We start from the raw sequence: 15,890 nt of genomic DNA on the forward strand, positions 1-15,890 counted from the left end.
TTGTCTACACCCTCTAAGGAAGGTCTGAAGTAGCCGGATGTTTTCCGGCTACCGAGAGACTGTCAGAAATTTTGTGTTCGGGCATAACATGTAGCTAGAGGTGCATGTATGCCGACCAAAAAGAAGTCCGCCAATGCAACAGCGAGGGAGTTGCCCTCGATTCCCCAAGAGCTGATCGAGCAGTTTGTTAAAGGCCCGATGAGCGCCGAAGCCATTCAAGACGCGTCCATGGCGTTCAAGAAGGCTCTGATCGAGCGTGCGCTAGGCGCCGAGCTGGGTCACCACCTTGGTTACCCTCAGGGCGCGGAGCGCCCTGAGGAGTCGACCAATCAGCGCAATGGCAAAAGCAGCAAGACGGTTCTGACCGACGACGGGCCGCTTCGCCTGGATATCCCCAGAGACCGCGATGGTAGCTTCGCCCCGATCCTGATTCCCAAGCACGAACGCCGTTTTACAGGCTTCGACGACAAGATAATTGCCATGTACGCCCGGGGCATGACGGTGCGTGAGATCCGCGCTTTTCTGTCTGAGCAGTATGGAACTGACGTGTCCCATGGGATCGATGACGCAGGTGTCTGGAAAGATCTGTCGTTTCATCCATCAGCCTTGCGTCGGCGCTGGATGTGGAATGTACGCCAGTACCTGCTCAGTCAGTGGGAGCACACCACCGTCCCACCTGAAAACGCTCATCTGCAGAGCGAAAATGACTGGCGTCACCTTGTGCTCAACGCCGGTGGTCAGCACTGGCACATCCACTTGTCGAAGAAGACGAAAAACGGCCGAAAGACCGTCAATTACCTGGGCCGCTACCTGAAAAAACCGCCCATCTCGGGCAGTTGTCTGGCGCATTACACCAACGGGGCCACGTTGAGCTTCACCTACCTGGATCACCGCACACAGACCTATCAGCAGGAAACGCTGAGCCAGGCCGACATGCTTTTCCGGGTGGTGCAGCACATCCCGGAGAAGCACTTTCGGATGATCCGGTATTTTGGATTTCTGGCCAACCGCGTCTGTGGCCGACAGCTACCCCGGGTGTATGAGGCGCTACGCATGGAAAGGCGTGGCAAAGCGCAAAAACTGTATTTTGCGCAGATGAGCAAAGCGTTCTTGCATCGGGATCCGTTCAGCTGCGTGCTGTGCGGAGCACGGATGGTTTATACCGCAGCCATCGCCGGCCTGACCGTGCAGGGCTTGATCAACAACGCTCAAAGCATCGCGCAATTGAGGTACGTGCCGGCCTTAGACGGGAGAGGTGCGTCCAAAATCTGGAAAAGGTACAGAAAAGTTGCTTTCAATCCATTTTTCGGCGTGGGTGATGGGTTAAAAAAGCTTTTTGCCGACATCGACGCCACGTTGGCATCACGCCGAGGGGACCTTTTTCGGCGGATTACCTTGTATAGGAATTATTGAAATTCCTATGCATGAACAGGGCAGCCTGCGGCTGCAAATCGCCCGTTCTTACGATCGCGTAGCAGCAGAAACATCGATTTGAGCTTTGCCATGAGGCCCGTTATTGACCATCATGAAGCCTGCTTACCCACCGCTGCTGCTTCAGATGAGTCCTGCCTACACACCTCGACCGCTCAAAAACCTCTTCACCGCTAACCAGTGCTGGGCACACCTCCTCGAGGAGGGCGGCTTACGCGACATCGAAGTCGAGTCCGTCACCAAAATGCTCGCCTGCGGCACCTCGATACTGGGCGTCAAACACTACACCTGCGGCAACCACAGCTGCCCGCACGTCAAATACCTGTGCAACACCTGCCATTGCCGGGCCTGTCCCTCCTGCGGCAAAAAGGCCACCGACCAGTGGATCACCGTGCAAAACAACCGTCTGCCCGACTGCCCCTGGCAGCATCTGGTGTTCACGCTGCCCGACACGCTATGGCCCCTGTTCTTCTACAACCGCTGGCTGCTCGATGCGCTGTTTCGGCTGGCGGCCGATAACCTGATCTACGCCGCCAAGCGGCGCGGTTTGCGCGTCGGGATTTAAGGGGCGCTGCACACCTATGGCCGGCGGCTCAACTGGCATCCCCACGTCCACCTGTCGGTGACCGCGGGCGGCCTGGATGAGCAGGGCGTCTGGAAAAATCTGTCGTTCCACAAAGAGGCCCTGCGGCGGCGCTGGATGTGGCTGGTGCGCGATTACCTGCTGGGACAGCCGCTTTCGCAACTGACGATGCCGCCGCCGCTGGCCCACATCCTCTGTGAAAGCGACTGGCGCCGTTTGATACTGACCGCTGGTGGCCAGCACTGGCACATCCACTTGTCGAAGAAGACGAAAAACGGCCGAAAGACCGTCAATTACCTGGGCCGCTACCTGAAAAAACCGCCCATCTCGGGCAGTCGTCTGGCGCATTACACCAACGGGGCCACGTTGAGCTTCACCTACCTGGATCACCGCACACAGACCTATCAGCAGGAAACGCTGAGCCAGGCCGACATGCTTTTCCGGGTGGTGCAGCACATCCCGGAAAAGCATTTCCGGATGATCCGGTATTTTGGTTTTCTGGCCAATCGGGTCTGCGGGCAGTACCTGCCGAAGGTCTATGAAGCACTGAAGATGGCGACGCCAGGACCGGTACCAAAGCTGTATTTTGCGCCGATGGCCAAAGCCTTTCTAAACGTCGATCCGTTCCGCTGCGTGCTGTGTGGCGCGCGGATGGTATACACGGCGGCAATCAGCGGGCTGACGGTGCAGGGACTGAACCTCAACGCTCAGGCGATTGCGCAGATGAGGTACGTGAAGCCCTGACAGGGGGTAGGTGCGTCCGCACCTAGGCTTCGCGGTGAAATAACCTGCATTAATGCTTGTTGATAGGGATTTTCACTGCATAAGTAACGCATCAGCGTCTTCCTACCCATCGCTTTGAAGGCATGACGCCTCCGTCATAGCGTCAGCCTGATGCATAGGCATTTTGAAATTCCTATGCATGAACGTGTCGCCGTAATGCAGAACGGCCCAGGCCATCCTCGCATTCTTGGCGGCAATCGCCACGGCCGCACGCCAGTAACCCCGTCGCTCCATGAGGTTGCGGATCCAGCGACTGAGAGGGTCTTGCTTATCGCCCAGGTTGGCCATGACAGATCGAGCTCCAAGCACCAGTAGACTGCGTAAATAGGCATCCCCGGCTTTGGTGATACTCCCCAGGCGCTGCTTGCCGCCGCTACTGTATTGGCCTGGCGTCAAACCGAGCCAGGCAGCCACTTGGCGTCCGTTTCTGAAGTCGTGCCCATCTCCAATACTGGCCACTAAAGCACTTGCAGTGGTCGAGCCAACCCCACGCAATTGCAGCAGCCTACGGCTACGATCATCTTCGCGAGCGATCTGATTGATGGCTCGATCAAGTTCCACCAGCCGATCCTCGATATGGCTGGTGTGCTCCAACAGTTCACTCATGCACCGTCTTGCCCAGCCAGGCAAGGTGTCCAGACAGGGACCAATCTCTTTTCTCAATCGCTCTGGGCTTTGTGGCAGGACCACGCCGAATTCAGAAAGTAATCCGCGCAGTCGGTTGTACGTAGAGGTGCGTTCTTCGATGAATCCCTGGCGGGTTCGATGAAGGCAAAGAGTGGCCTGCTGATGCTCGTCTTTAACAGGGACAAACCGCATGCTGGGTCGGGTCACTGCCTCACAGATCGCGGCCGCATCTGCGGCATCGTTCTTGCCGCGCTTACCCGACATTCGATAAGGCGAAACGAGTTTAGGAGCCATCAACTTGACCGTATGGCCGTGCTCGGCGAACACCCTCGCCCAATGATGAGCGCCTGAGCAAGCCTCCATACCAATCAAGCACGGGGGCAACTGGGCGATCAATGGCACCAGTTGATCCCGCGCAACCTTGGGCTTCACCAAGGTGGCTTTACCAGCCTCATCGATGCCGTGAACGGCGAATACGGCCTTGGCTAGATCGATTCCCACGGTAATAATTGGCATGGACTTCCCCTCCTGTGGTTTTGATGCAGGTTTGACACTTCATCATGGCACTTCGATGCCGATTCGCGACTTTCGCCGCGCCCTTGGGACGGGGAAGTCCCTTTCATTCGCTAAGGTTTTCCGACGTGTCGTAGCGGCCTGAATTTACCGTCGTCCAGCTTGCGGCTCTGCCGCCAGACGTAATCGCCAGTCAGGTTGATGTGCTCCCAGCCCAGCGGCGACAGGTATTGATACAGGTCGGTATTCACCGGCTTTCCGGCATCAGTCAGTCCTTGGGTTGCCCGCTCCAGATAGACGGTGTTCCACAGCACAATACCGGCGGTCACCAGGTTCAGTCCGCTGGCCCGATAGCGCTGTTGTTCGAAGCTGCGATCCCTGATTTCACCAAGGCGGTTGAAAAACACCGCCCTGGCCAAGGCATTGCGCGCTTCGCCCTTGTTCAACCCAGCGTGCACACGACGACGTAGCTCGACGCTTTGCAACCAGTCCAGGATAAATAACGTACGCTCGATCCGGCCTAGTTCCCGCAGGGCCACGGCCAGACCGTTCTGACGCGGATAGCTACCCAGCTTGCGCAGCATCAACGAGGCGGTGACAGTGCCCTGCTTGATAGATGTGGCCAGGCGCAGAATCTCGTCCCAGTGAGCACTGACGTGTTTTATGTTTAGCGTACCGCCGATCATCGGGCGCAGTGTCGGGTAGTCCTGGACGCTCTGTGGGACATACAGTTTGGTCTCGCCCAAGTCGCGGATGCGCGGGGCAAAACGAAAGCCCAGCAGATGCATCAGTGCGAAAACATGATGGGGTCGGTTCCGGCACGGTGTCCAGCTGGGTGGCCAGCGCCTGGCTCACCTGCTCAGCCGTTTTGCCTTCGCCGTACAGCGCCTCGATCGGCACCGTAACGCCCATGCGATCCGCCTAGTCGCGCACGTCCCGCGTGAAATCGTTTACGTGCCGGGTAAGGTCGTTGGCAGGACCAATGCTTAGGCCGTCACGTTCAATCGCCAGCTCTGCGCGGCGAGCCGCCAAGCTTTGGTTCATGGCCTTCGGTGAAATGCACGTCCAAACCGTTCTTGGCCACCGCCTCGATCACCAGCTTTTTGAATTCAGCAGTGCCGTTGATCGTCAGTGTGCTGCCGAACCTCTCCCGGGCCAGCTGGAGGGCTACAGACACCCCGGCTTCGGTAATGCCCGTGCGGCGCATGGAAATGGCTGTGCCTGTGTCCACAAACAGGGTCTTGTCGGTCTGCTTGTCCGGGTAATCGACGTTCTGACTGAACTTGGCCTTGCGCGTGTAAAGATCCTTGGCGCTGAGGTCGCGGGCCCGCTCACTGGCGCCGGCTGGATCAATCTGTTTGGCAAAGCGATCCATGACCCGCTTCACACGGTCGCGCACGCCTTCTGGGCCAGGCCCCCTCGCGCCGCTGATGCTGAAGCCTGGGTCTTCCTTTTCATCTTCTAAGTGTAGCGGCTTGCAATCGAAAACAGCCGTGCTCGCAATCAGCGCAAGATTGCGAGCACGCGTGTTTTCAAACGCGAGCCGCTACAGTTAATCATGTCCTTCACCTATTTAACGAATGCGAACAGCCCCCTGCGCCGTAGCGCTGGGGTCAGCGCTGCACATGATTGAGGGGGGTTGTGATGTGTATCAGGAGCCGCTTGAGTGCCCCAAAGAGCGGGGCGTATCGATCAGTCGATGATCAGGCTAGCTTTCTTGCCGGTAGCCGTATCGTCCTGCCAGTGCGCAAGTGATGCAGGTCAATAACCCCGGTAGCGAAGTGTCGTCGAATTATTAATAGCGTCTTCTTGATGCATAGGCATTTTGAAAAACCTATGCATCAAAAGACAGAGCCCTACCCGAGGATATTTAAAATGCAACTTGCCTTGGGCTTACATATTCGCTTGAGGCAGGGGCTATGATGTGTTTAAGGTTATTGGTTGATTCTGCGGTCTTCGTTTCCGAGTACCGCAAAGCGTCTCTGTAGCTCAGCAAGGTCAGACCGGGCTTGGCGCAGCTGTTGTGAAGTATTGGCTATCTCGGCTTGGTTGGCCTCATCTATAGCGTCTTGAAGCTCGTCCGTGAGATGGTTAACCATGAGTTGCTTATCTGCGATTTCTTGCCTCAATGCAGCACCAGCTCCACGTGGGCAGACTTGTACGTCGCGTGACGATGAGCCAATTTGATAGACTCGTTTACCTCCGCCCAATAGGGATTTGGGTGTAAATGGGATTTCTAGCCCGCCAGCCGCAGGTTTGAAGTCTCGTTGTTGGAGCTTGTTGAGAGCGTTCAGGTGAGGGCTATTGGAAGGGCCCGCTTGAGTGTTAATGTCTAGGCGTTGAGCATCAAAAGATTTAGCTAATAGCGCGTTCTGCCGGTACTGGTAAGATGAACTCTCACACAATTGGCGCAGTCGCTGTGCCTGCATGCTTAATACCGCCCCCGGCTTTTTTTGCCCCTCTGACGCCTGGGCGACAGCGGTTGTGGTGCCAGGTGGAGAGGAGTTGGTGGGGGCTGAGGAAACGCGGTTTTGCGCTTCCTCTGCAGGGGCCGAGTAACTGAAGCTGGAATTTACTGAACTGGTTGAAATTCGATTCATGGGGAAGCCTCTTTGTCAAAGAATTTAATGCGCATGAGCAGGCATGCGTTACTCATTTTTACCCTTATGGAAAGGAAGGAAAATTTTAGTGGCTTCGCACCTGCCGACAGTTCCTAATCTTCGGGGAAATATTCTGGCAATCTGTTGAAATTCGCCCACATGTAGCGTGGCATTAAGCGTGCTATCAGTACCGTCCCCCTTATACGAATAGTTTCTGGGAACCACCTCCAGGCAAGGAGGTGGTGTACCAAGACGACTCAGTCCATGCTCATGCCGTCTTCTTCATCCGGGGATGACAGCTCCGGTGTGCCTGCTGCTGCGGCCTGTCCCTTGGGCGTGGTCTCTGCCACTTCCCGCTCAGGCGCGGTCGGCTGCGCAGACCATTCGCGGCGGTTGACCGTTTTGTTCGTGACAGTGCCGTCCTCTTCAATGACCTGCACCACGACAGGCTGGGTGCCCAGGTCTTCCAAACGTACCTGTGAACCGCCCCGGGTTTCTCGGAGACCCTTTTGTTTGAGTCATGCCACCTGGGCAGACTCGGTGAGTTGCTGATAATAGATGGCTTCTGCCTCGACCGGTGGAATATGACCGATTGGCTCCAGCAGGCGGCGGTGATTGAACCAGTCCACCCATTTCAGCGTTTCCAGCTCCACCGCCCCCCGTGTGGGCCAAGAGCGTCGATGAATCACTTCAGCCTTGTAAAGACCATTGATGGTCTCAGCCAAGGCATTGTCGTAAGAGTCACCGACACTCCCGACCGATGGCTCAATACCGGCTTCGACAAGACGCTCGGTATAGCGAATGGACACGTACTGCACGCCACGGTCACTGTGGTGAATGAGTCCACCCTGCTTGACTGGGCGACGGGCGTAAAGGGCTTGCTCCAGTGCATCGAGTGCAAAATCGGTACGCGCTGAACTGGACACCTTCCAACCGACGATGAATCGGGCAAAGACATCAACGATGAAGGCCACGTAAACAAAACCCTGCCAGGTACTGACGTAGGTAAAGTCCGATACCCATAGGGCGTTCGGGCACTCAGCAACAAACTGACGGTTGACATGATCCTGCGGGCACGGCCTGGCTTGGTCGCTGACCGTCGTCTTGACGGGCTTGCCGCGTACCACGCCTTGCAGGCCCAGCTCTCCCATCAGGCGTTGCACCGTACAGCGGGCGACTTGCTGGCCTTCACGCAGCAACTGTCGCCAGACCTTGCGCATGCCATATACATGGAAGTGCTTATCCCAGACTCGCTGGATGTGCTCACCCAGTTCCTGGTCACGCTGCGCACGCGCTGACTGCTGGCTGGGGTCAGCCTGCTGAGCAGCGTACCGGTAGTACGTCGACGGGGCGATTGGCAACACCTTGCAAATCGGCTCGACCCCGTAAGACTGGCGGTTTTCATCAATAAACGTCTTCATCGTTTGAATGGGCGGTCGAGCTCCGCCTGGGCAAAATAGGCTGAGGCCTTGCGCAAGATCTCGTTAGCTTGACGCAACTGACGGTTCTCACGCTCCAACAGCTTGACTCGCTCACGTTCGACTGTGCTCAGCCCATCACGCTGGCCGGTGTTGCGCTCAGATTGGCGAACCCACAGCCGTAATGTCTCGGGCGTGCAGCCGATCTTGGGGGCAATGGCACTGATGGTGGCCCACTGCGACTCGTACTCAGGAAGGTGTTCGAAAACCATCCTGATGGCCCGCTCACGGACCTCTGGGGAGTACTTCGGTAGTTTTTTCATCGCTCCATCCTCTCAAAGGTTGGAGTCTCCGAGAAACCCGGGGCGGTTCATACAAATATGTCGAATTGGTATCTGTGCTGCCCGCAAAATAGAGACAGTGAGGACCTGGTCATGCTGCGGCGCGATGCAGAGCGGTACAGCTGGATTCTCGAGCGCGTTGTTTGGATAAATGGCAGAAAGGTTTGGTGGCAGGAAGACTAGACGCGTGTGGATTACGTGTCTGTGCCCATAGAGAATTTACGTATCAGATGTGTAAAGCAGTATCATCCAGAAAAACCATGGAGAGGTGCGCATGCCTATCAGTCTGCAGCAGTTAGTGGAAGAAATAACGCCCGAGAATACAGTGCTTTTCTTTGGGGCAGGATCGTCAATGCCGTCATTTGCCCCGAGTGGAGATAAGCTCAAATCCATCCTGGCTGGTAAATTTTCTATCTCGGATGACTATAGCTTAAGGGAGATTACTAGCCTGATAGAGCATAAGAGGTCGAGAAAGGAACTTATCGCTGAGCTGAGAAGTGTCATAATAGATCTTAAACCATCAGGGGGGGCTTTTGAATATCCCGTTATACCCATGGAAAACTATTTATACGACTAACTATGACAACTTAATCGGACAGAGCTTCGCATTGCATCGTCAGTCTATAAATGTTTATAGCAACAATTTTGATTTTCAAATGCACCATAAGTCCGATCCGCTAAAGCTTTTTAAAGTTCATGGTACGATTGAAAAAGATGTAGTCGATGGTGATTCTTCAAGGATCATAATAACTGATCAAGACTATGATAAAACCAATGATTACAGGGAGCATATTTGGTCAAGGTTCAAAGATGACATTTCTAGCAGCCACGTCGTCATAATCGGATATTCCTTGGCAGATCCACATATTAAAGAAACGATAGAGTCTGTTACAAGAATAAATGCCGTAAGTGGTATAGGAAAAGTAACATTTCTGCTTTTTACAAATGATAATGATCGTGCTGCTCTATATGAAATGAGAGGTATTAGAGTTTGCTTTGGAGGGATAAATGAGTTTACTGCAGCACTTGCTAAAATAACATCTTTTCCTAAAACCGACGAGGATGACAGTTTAGATGATAGCTTCAAAGATGCTGCCGAATTACGCCCTGTAACTATTGAGGTTAATCATCAACTCTTAGGTGAGCCAAATGCTGGGGCGATGTTTAATGGGTGGCCTGCATCATTCAAAGATATTGAATCGGGACTTACATTTGAGCGGGATTTAGTAGAATCATCTGTCAATTCAATAATTAATGAAAATAGAATATTTTGTGTTGTTGTGGGAGCAAGTGGTGTAGGTAAAACCACTGCGGCGAGACAGGTACTGTTGAATCTTAGATCTAAGGGGTACCAGTCTTGGGAGCATAAGGCTGATTTGAATCTTGATGTTCCCGCCTGGCTAACAGTTGCAAAAGGTTTAAAAGGACTAGGTAAAAAGGCCTGCCTTATGATCGATGAGGCGCACAGTCACCTAAATAGCATTAACGAGCTAGTCGATAGACTTATTGCTAATGAAATCAATAGCTTGGTTATGATCGCTGCAAGTGCTAGAAACTTATGGAATCCTCGAATAAAATCTCCTAACATATATAAGAAAGGTATAGAGCTATCATTAAGCAGGCTTTCTCAAAATGAGATAGACAGATTGCTTACGCTTGTTGATCGAACACCTGCATTCGAAAAGCTCACAGAGTCGACTTTCTCAGGTTTTTCTAAAATAGAAAAAAGACGCCGGCTCACGGATATATGCGAAGCAGACATGTTTGTTTGTCTAAAAAATATTTTCGCTTCAGAAAAGTTTGATGACATCATACTGCGAGAGTATGCAGCACTTCCTGAAGAACTTCAGAATATCTAAAAACTTGTCGCAGCCATGGAGAATTCTGGCATTCGAGTACACCGCCAGCTAGTGATACGTTTGTTAGGAATCCCTGCAATCACAATACAAGGGATTTTAGTCAGTCTTACTGATATTATAAGTGAATATAATCTATCTACCCGAGAAGGAATTTACATATGGCGTGGACGCCATTCGGTTATCGTAAAAATAATTTCTAAGTATAAGTTTTCGGATACAGCTAAGCTATATGATCTTTTTACAAATGTTATTGATTGTATTTCACCTACATACGAAATTGAAATTCGAACAATCAGGGAGCTATGCAATATTGATTCGGGATTGCAGATGATACCCGACAAGAATAGTCAGAATGTACTACTTCGCAAGATGATATCGATGGCTCCTGGAGAAAGAGTGCCTAGACACCGTTTGATAAGAAATTTGATCGAACTTGGAGTATACGAAAAAGCTGAAACAGAGATCCGAATATTTGAGAATGACTTTGACTCAGATGGAGCCGTTATGCGTTATAAGATAGCATTGCTAACAGCGCGAGCGGTCCACACACCGGGCATTATGGAAGAAGATAGAGTTTCTATTTTGCGAGAGGCATGTGATGTCGCACACATCGCTCTTAACAAATTTCCTGGACATAAGTACGTGCACGCAGCTCATTGCGAGCTGGACATTGAGTTTTATCGAAAAACAAAAGATTTTTCGGTGTTTGAATTTGCACTAAATGAGTTGAAGAAATCTGAAAGTAAGGTTGGAGATCCTGAATTGAGTAAATTAGTATCTAGATATGAGCGGCAGATATCAAATCTCGTCAGCAGCGAAGTAGGATTAGAGAATTATTGATAGGCGCCGCCGGCCTATCAATACTTCACTTTATAGGTCGGTGAGTCCTCCGGCCTGTTCTGCCGCCGATCGTAGATGCGCGTCGTGCTGATATTGGCATGCCCGAGCCAGACCTGAACCTTGGCGATGTCAGCTTCGTGCTCCAGGGCATTCGTTGCCGCTGTGGCCCGCAGGCCGTGCACGCCCAGCCCGGCCACCTCAATTCCCGCCTTCTTCGCGTAGGCCTCGACCACGGTATAGATGCCGTTGGCCGAAACGCCGGCACCGGTCGATTTGCCTCGTAGCGATATAAACAATGGGACCTTCCTGTCGGCCAGATGATGTTCCGAACGTTCCAGATAGAGATGGATGCGTCCGGCCGCGACGGGGTGCAGCGGTAAATACCGCACCTTCCCGCCTTTACCGTGGATTTTCAGGTGCTGGATACCGCGCCTTTCCTGGATGTCGCTGACCTGCAACTGCGCGGCCTCTTCGCGGCGCAGGCCATGGTAGAGCAGCACGGCCAGCATGGCCCGATCACGCCGTCCCTTCAGCGTGCTTTCATCCGGTGCCTCAAGCAGGGCCTTGGCCTGGTGATCACCCAGCGCCGGTGTCTTGCCTTCGTTGCTTTCTATCCTCGGTCGTTTGACCCCGTGCACCGGGTTGCCCCCGGCGACGGCGTTGTTGTCCAGAAGGTGATCGAAGAGGCTGGCCAGCGCGGCCAGTTTGCGCCGGATGGTGGCCCCGGCCAGGCCGCGTTGTTCCAGATCGGCGCGCCAGGCCAAGACGTGCGACCGGGTCACCTGGCGAAAGTCGTCGGCGCTGGCCAGCCCTATAAAGGAAGAGAAATCCGTCAGGTCATTTTGGTAGGCTCGACGCGTGCGTGGGTTGTCCAGGTTGGCAAACCACTCGACCGCGGCTGGTACCCGGGCCAAACTCTGGAATTCGACCGCCGTGAGCCTGCGTTGGTCGTGGGATCCGACTTTCGTCACTTCCTGCATGTACAGCCCTCAATCGGATTATCGGCGATCAAATATCACCATTTCAGTCATAAAAACGACGCCAGTACCCAGCAGCGTACACGATTCGGAGAAAGTCCCAATTAGTGGTGATAACATATTTTATCACCACTAATCTAGGAGAAGGTGGATGTTAAATCAATTGAGCACTGCTTGTTAAATCTCTTGACGCGATATAAAAAATGAAGGTTGCAAAAAGACTGTATTTGGTCTATATTTGGGCTTGAGGTTTAAAGCTTAGGCAAGAAGCGCAGTCAAAGCAGCCAAGTTAGGCATCTGTTTCTCGGTGCCACTATGAAGGAGATCTCAACTCATGCGAGTTGAAACAATAAGTTATCTGAAACGTAACGCAGCCGACCTGCCTCTCGATGAGCCACTGGTTGTCACGCAAAACGGTGTCCCGGCCTACGTGGTGGAGTCTTACGCAGATCGTAAGCGCCGCGATGAGTCGATCGCCTTGGTAAAGCTCCTGGCGATCAGTTCCCGCGAGTACTCCCAAGGCAAGCACTGTTCCACTGACGAACTTAAAGCCCGGTTGAGCAGGAGGTTTGCCCAAAAATAAATAGGAGCATAAATGAACACGTTTGCACTACGCTTTACCGAGGTTGCCCAGCAAAGCATTGAAGATCAGGTCGAGCACCTGGCTATCACTCAGGGATTCTCATTAGCTGCTCAACGTATAAATACCCTGATCGATGTCATCCAGGACAAGCTCTTGTCCACCCCGTTGGGCTACCCGGTCAGTCCTCAATTGAGTGAGCTGGGCGTACTGCATTATCGTGAGTTGAATGCTGACGGATACCGGATCTTTTATGAGGTGATGGATGCTGATGGCGTTACCGTCATCGTCGTGGTGCTTGTCATTAGTGGAAAACAAAGTGTTGAACAGGCACTCATCCGTTACTGCCTGCTTCAACCTATTTAGCATTATTATCTTGTCAGTGTCCTGGCACTCATTGGCGCTGACTTAGCAGAAAATAGCCCATTGCCGGTCATTCTGCGGCAGCCTAAGAAAGTAGAGCTGCCACAGTAAAATTTTATTTCTGGGCATATTTTGATGAACTCGACTTGCTGAGCTGACTCGGTTATCTCACCTGAAAAAGTAGCAAGCCCGGCCCCCCCCAACTATTGTAGTTACATAAAGGCGTGCAGTTGGTTGGGCGGAGGTAATTATCATAAAAGGTAAGTATTCCATTCGGCATGTAAGTAATTAAATTTTTACACAAAATGATCTTTCAATTACAAGCATTCTATTATATGTAATTTTGTCGATGGCTGTTAAAACAAAACTTACGAGTTGGTCGATATTTACAAATATGCAGCGATAAAATTTACCATGTCAGGTTCATGCTGCGAGAATTGGCAGTAGAACACTCCAAGTGGCTGCGCAATGGAGGCGGAGCATCCTTATAAAACTAATCAACGAAAAAGCACCATATTTTGCTACAAATGCATGCAGCAGTTCAGTAATGGGCGAGACAAAGCTTCAAATTTTTCAGAAGGTACGAAGCTGTACGTGGAACCTTTCGACGCTTACGACCACTGACTCATCACCCATTAAGCTACCGTAGGTGGATCATGAAAATTGTGCATAGTGTGATGAGTTATATTCCGTCTTGCAACGACGTGCCTTCGCCGCCCGATTCCAAGCCAGCTAATCAAAACAGAGTGGCTTCTGCTACCAGCGATAATGCCACGATGAAAAAAAATTAGTAAATCCCGAAACCCGCGCATTGCGGACAAGAAATACAGGACAAACAAACCTTTGTTAACGACCTTACTGAAGAGCTTGAAGACGCTACAGAAGAGGCCAATCCTGACGAAATGGCGAATACAACACAACAGCTGCGCCAAGCAAGAGCTGACCTTGTTGAATTACAGAGACGCCTTACGATGCTCGCACACGAAGACCGCAGAATTAACCAATAACTCCCTGCCTCAAGCCTTGGGCGTATACGCCCAAGGCACACCGAATGTAAATATCTTCGGGCAGGGCACTGTCTCTTGATGCATAAGCATTTTGAAACTTCTACACACAAGGTCTGTCGCTCTCGTCGAGCCCCCCGCCTGGGGGACTTAAAAGGGTGACGGAAATTTCTGAGATTCCGGCTTACAACCCCGACCTGTATCAGTATCTGTCGCCGTTGGGCTGGGAGCACGTCAACCTGACCGGCGATTACGTCTGGCGGCAGAGCCGCAAGCTGGAAGACGGAAAATTCAGGCCGTTACGACAGCTCGGAAAACCTTAGCGAATGAAAGGGACTTCCCCGTCCCAAGGGCGCGGCGAAAGTCGCGAATCGGCATCGAAGTGCCATGATGAAGTGTCAAACCTGCATCAAAACCACAGGAGGGGAAGTCCATGCCAATTATTACCGTGGGAATCGATCTAGCCAAGGCCGTATTCGCCGTTCACGGCATCGATGAGGCTGGTAAAGCCACCTTGGTGAAGCCCAAGGTTGCGCGGGATCAACTGGTGCCATTGATCGCCCAGTTGCCCCCGTGCTTGATTGGTATGGAGGCTTGCTCAGGCGCTCATCATTGGGCGAGGGTGTTCGCCGAGCACGGCCATACGGTCAAGTTGATGGCTCCTAAACTCGTTTCGCCTTATCGAATGTCGGGTAAGCGCGGCAAGAACGATGCCGCAGATGCGGCCGCGATCTGTGAGGCAGTGACCCGACCCAGCATGCGGTTTGTCCCTGTTAAAGACGAGCATCAGCAGGCCACTCTTTGCCTTCATCGAACCCGCCAGGGATTCATCGAAGAACGCACCTCTACGTACAACCGACTGCGCGGATTACTTTCTGAATTCGGCGTGGTCCTGCCACAAAGCCCAGAGCGATTGAGAAAAGAGATTGGTCCCTGTCTGGACACCTTGCCTGGCTGGGCAAGACGGTGCATGAGTGAACTGTTGGAGCACACCAGCCATATCGAGGATCGGCTGGTGGAACTTGATCGAGCCATCAATCAGATCGCTCGCGAAGATGATCGTAGCCGTAGGCTGCTGCAATTGCGTGGGGTTGGCTCGACCACTGCAAGTGCTTTAGTGGCCAGTATTGGAGATGGGCACGACTTCAGAAACGGACGCCAAGTGGCTGCCTGGCTCGGTTTGACGCCAGGCCAATACAGTAGCGGCGGCAAGCAGCGCCTGGGGAGTATCACCAAAGCCGGGGATGCCTATTTACGCAGTCTACTGGTGCTTGGAGCTCGATCTGTCATGGCCAACCTGGGCGATAAGCAAGACCCTCTCAGTCGCTGGATCCGCAACCTCATAGAGCGACGGGGTTACTGGCGTGCGGCCGTGGCGATTGCCGCCAAGAATGCGAGGATGGCCTGGGCCGTTCTGCATTACGGCGACACGTTCAAGCCTGAACAGGCAGAACCAACGGGCGCGTAAACACCAGAGGTCATGACTGATCACCTTGTAAGGCGTTAGGGCGAGGATCATGAGCGGATAAAAGGATCAATGTGCACTGCCGTCGTTGATGTGAAGCGGGTTGGACCTGCGTGGGGGATACCTGAAAAATCGTATGGGAAATTCAGTCCCGGTTAGCGAACGAGGCCCTCACGTGCGTCTTTCATCAGGGTCCGAGCGATCAGCTCAAGATGACCGTTTGTAGTACCGCAGTCCTTCACCTTCTTACGTCGATCCGGCATATGCAGCTGAGTCAAACAGCAACTATTGGGCTTGTGCTCAATGGGGAAGCCCTTGTAGTACGATTTTGTCCGTTTTCCCTATTCCCCCCTAAAACACCTGTTTGGCGTCAATTCGCACCAGTACTCGCTTCCCGCCCATGACGGAAATTTCTGGGATTCCGGCTTACAACCCCTGGCTGCCCTGTTTGATTTTACCGTAAAGAATTAATTATCGCTGCCGAGAGCATTACAGGTGAGCAGGTT

General features: G+C 52.8%; 13 protein-coding genes, 3 pseudogenes and 1 other annotated feature. Of the genes and pseudogenes, 9 read left to right on the forward strand and 7 right to left on the reverse strand.

Annotation, left to right across the window (positions count from 1 at the left end; genetic code table 11):
- Positions 1 to 108 precede the first annotated feature (108 nt).
- Positions 109 to 1,413: a transposase gene (locus FFH21_RS30790; protein WP_234704571.1), complete on the forward strand. Its 1,305-nt coding sequence runs from the start codon at positions 109 to 111 to the stop codon at positions 1,411 to 1,413.
- A gap of 112 nt (positions 1,414 to 1,525) precedes the next feature.
- Positions 1,526 to 2,758: pseudogene (locus tag FFH21_RS29185) on the forward strand (IS91-like element IS801 family transposase).
- A gap of 102 nt (positions 2,759 to 2,860) precedes the next feature.
- On the opposite strand, the gene FFH21_RS29190 reads toward FFH21_RS29185, so the two are convergent.
- The 6 genes and pseudogenes from FFH21_RS29190 to FFH21_RS29215 all read right to left on the reverse strand — a co-directional run bounded on the left by FFH21_RS29190 (position 2,861) and on the right by FFH21_RS29215 (position 8,278).
- Positions 2,861 to 3,940, reverse strand: coding sequence for an IS110-like element ISPsy16 family transposase (locus tag FFH21_RS29190; protein WP_050772300.1), 1,080 nt, complete (start codon positions 3,938 to 3,940; stop codon positions 2,861 to 2,863).
- 110 nt (positions 3,941 to 4,050) lie between these two features.
- A pseudogene (locus FFH21_RS29195) lies at positions 4,051 to 4,740 on the reverse strand (Tn3 family transposase); the annotation flags it as partial.
- A 197-nt stretch (positions 4,741 to 4,937) separates the two neighbouring features.
- Positions 4,938 to 5,336: an LPD7 domain-containing protein gene (locus FFH21_RS31250; protein WP_324611810.1), complete on the reverse strand. Its 399-nt coding sequence runs from the start codon at positions 5,334 to 5,336 to the stop codon at positions 4,938 to 4,940.
- Between the two features lie 535 nt (positions 5,337 to 5,871).
- Positions 5,872 to 6,537 (reverse strand): XopO/AvrRps4 family type III secretion system effector, encoded by a 666-nt coding sequence (xopO, locus tag FFH21_RS29205; RefSeq protein WP_011282487.1) that lies wholly within the window; start codon positions 6,535 to 6,537, stop codon positions 5,872 to 5,874.
- Positions 6,538 to 6,794: 257 nt separating this feature from the next.
- Positions 6,795 to 7,007 (reverse strand): hypothetical protein, encoded by a 213-nt coding sequence (locus FFH21_RS29210; RefSeq protein WP_041924901.1) that lies wholly within the window; start codon positions 7,005 to 7,007, stop codon positions 6,795 to 6,797.
- 48 nt (positions 7,008 to 7,055) lie between these two features.
- Positions 7,056 to 8,278 (reverse strand): IS3 family transposase gene (locus FFH21_RS29215; RefSeq protein ID WP_086004858.1). Its coding sequence is split into 2 segments (ribosomal slippage): positions 7,056 to 7,993 and positions 7,993 to 8,278, totalling 1,224 coding nucleotides; the frame shifts between segments, so codons are not numbered across the junction.
- Positions 7,884 to 8,000 (reverse strand) — a sequence feature (AL1L pseudoknot). Its footprint overlaps the gene before it by 117 nt.
- Positions 8,279 to 8,570: 292 nt before the next feature.
- On the opposite strand from FFH21_RS29215, the gene FFH21_RS29220 reads away from it, so the two are divergent.
- The 3 genes from FFH21_RS29220 to FFH21_RS29230 are packed head-to-tail and all read left to right on the forward strand — an operon-like array spanning position 8,571 to position 10,995.
- Complete coding sequence (locus tag FFH21_RS29220) at positions 8,571 to 8,873, forward strand: hypothetical protein (RefSeq protein WP_050772301.1); 303 nt, start codon at positions 8,571 to 8,573, stop codon at positions 8,871 to 8,873.
- A complete protein-coding gene (locus FFH21_RS29225) occupies positions 8,830 to 10,155 on the forward strand; it encodes an SIR2 family protein (protein ID WP_011282502.1) in 1,326 nt (441 codons plus the stop codon). Before FFH21_RS29220 ends, FFH21_RS29225 begins: the two co-directional genes overlap by 44 nt.
- A 15-nt stretch (positions 10,156 to 10,170) precedes the next feature.
- Entirely contained in the window at positions 10,171 to 10,995 is an 825-nt protein-coding gene (locus tag FFH21_RS29230) for a hypothetical protein (protein ID WP_134933068.1), read from the forward strand.
- 17 nt (positions 10,996 to 11,012) lie between these two features.
- Here FFH21_RS29230 and FFH21_RS29235 read toward each other — a convergent pair whose 3' ends face one another.
- Positions 11,013 to 11,975, reverse strand: a complete 963-nt coding sequence (locus FFH21_RS29235; RefSeq protein ID WP_054072957.1) for a tyrosine-type recombinase/integrase — start codon at positions 11,973 to 11,975, stop codon at positions 11,013 to 11,015.
- A 331-nt stretch (positions 11,976 to 12,306) separates the two neighbouring features.
- Here FFH21_RS29235 and FFH21_RS29240 point away from each other — a divergent pair, with 331 nt between their 5' ends.
- From FFH21_RS29240 to FFH21_RS29255, 4 genes and pseudogenes are all read left to right on the forward strand, one after another.
- The gene (locus FFH21_RS29240; RefSeq protein ID WP_004662018.1) at positions 12,307 to 12,555 is read left to right on the forward strand and encodes a type II toxin-antitoxin system prevent-host-death family antitoxin; all 249 of its coding nucleotides are present in this window, start codon (positions 12,307 to 12,309) and stop codon (positions 12,553 to 12,555) included.
- A gap of 12 nt (positions 12,556 to 12,567) precedes the next feature.
- Complete coding sequence (locus FFH21_RS29245) at positions 12,568 to 12,918, forward strand: type II toxin-antitoxin system RelE/ParE family toxin (protein ID WP_004666861.1); 351 nt, start codon at positions 12,568 to 12,570, stop codon at positions 12,916 to 12,918.
- A gap of 1,198 nt (positions 12,919 to 14,116) precedes the next feature.
- A pseudogene (locus FFH21_RS30140) lies at positions 14,117 to 14,242 on the forward strand (hypothetical protein); the annotation flags it as partial.
- 110 nt (positions 14,243 to 14,352) lie between these two features.
- The gene (locus FFH21_RS29255) at positions 14,353 to 15,387 is read left to right on the forward strand and encodes an IS110-like element ISPsy16 family transposase (RefSeq protein WP_011168770.1); all 1,035 of its coding nucleotides are present in this window, start codon (positions 14,353 to 14,355) and stop codon (positions 15,385 to 15,387) included.
- The last annotated feature ends 503 nt before the right edge of the window (positions 15,388 to 15,890 follow it).

This window comes from Pseudomonas sp. KBS0707, assembly GCF_005937945.2.
Taxonomy (GTDB): Bacteria; Pseudomonadota; Gammaproteobacteria; order Pseudomonadales; family Pseudomonadaceae; genus Aquipseudomonas; species Aquipseudomonas amygdali.

Bases quoted from the DNA above. Each gene is read 5' to 3' on its own strand.
- FFH21_RS29220 (WP_050772301.1), top strand. From the start codon at position 8,571: ATGCCTATCAGTCTGCAGCAGTTAGTGGAAGAAATAACGCCCGAGAAT.
- xopO (WP_011282487.1), bottom strand. From the start codon at position 6,537: ATGAATCGAATTTCAACCAGTTCAGTAAATTCCAGCTTCAGTTACTCG.
- FFH21_RS29240 (WP_004662018.1), top strand. From the start codon at position 12,307: ATGCGAGTTGAAACAATAAGTTATCTGAAACGTAACGCAGCCGACCTG.
- FFH21_RS29245 (WP_004666861.1), top strand. From the start codon at position 12,568: ATGAACACGTTTGCACTACGCTTTACCGAGGTTGCCCAGCAAAGCATT.
- FFH21_RS29255 (WP_011168770.1), top strand. From the start codon at position 14,353: ATGCCAATTATTACCGTGGGAATCGATCTAGCCAAGGCCGTATTCGCC.
- FFH21_RS29190 (WP_050772300.1), bottom strand. From the start codon at position 3,940: ATGCCAATTATTACCGTGGGAATCGATCTAGCCAAGGCCGTATTCGCC.
- FFH21_RS29235 (WP_054072957.1), bottom strand. From the start codon at position 11,975: ATGCAGGAAGTGACGAAAGTCGGATCCCACGACCAACGCAGGCTCACG.
- FFH21_RS30790 (WP_234704571.1), top strand. From the start codon at position 109: ATGCCGACCAAAAAGAAGTCCGCCAATGCAACAGCGAGGGAGTTGCCC.
- FFH21_RS29230 (WP_134933068.1), top strand. From the start codon at position 10,171: ATGGAGAATTCTGGCATTCGAGTACACCGCCAGCTAGTGATACGTTTG.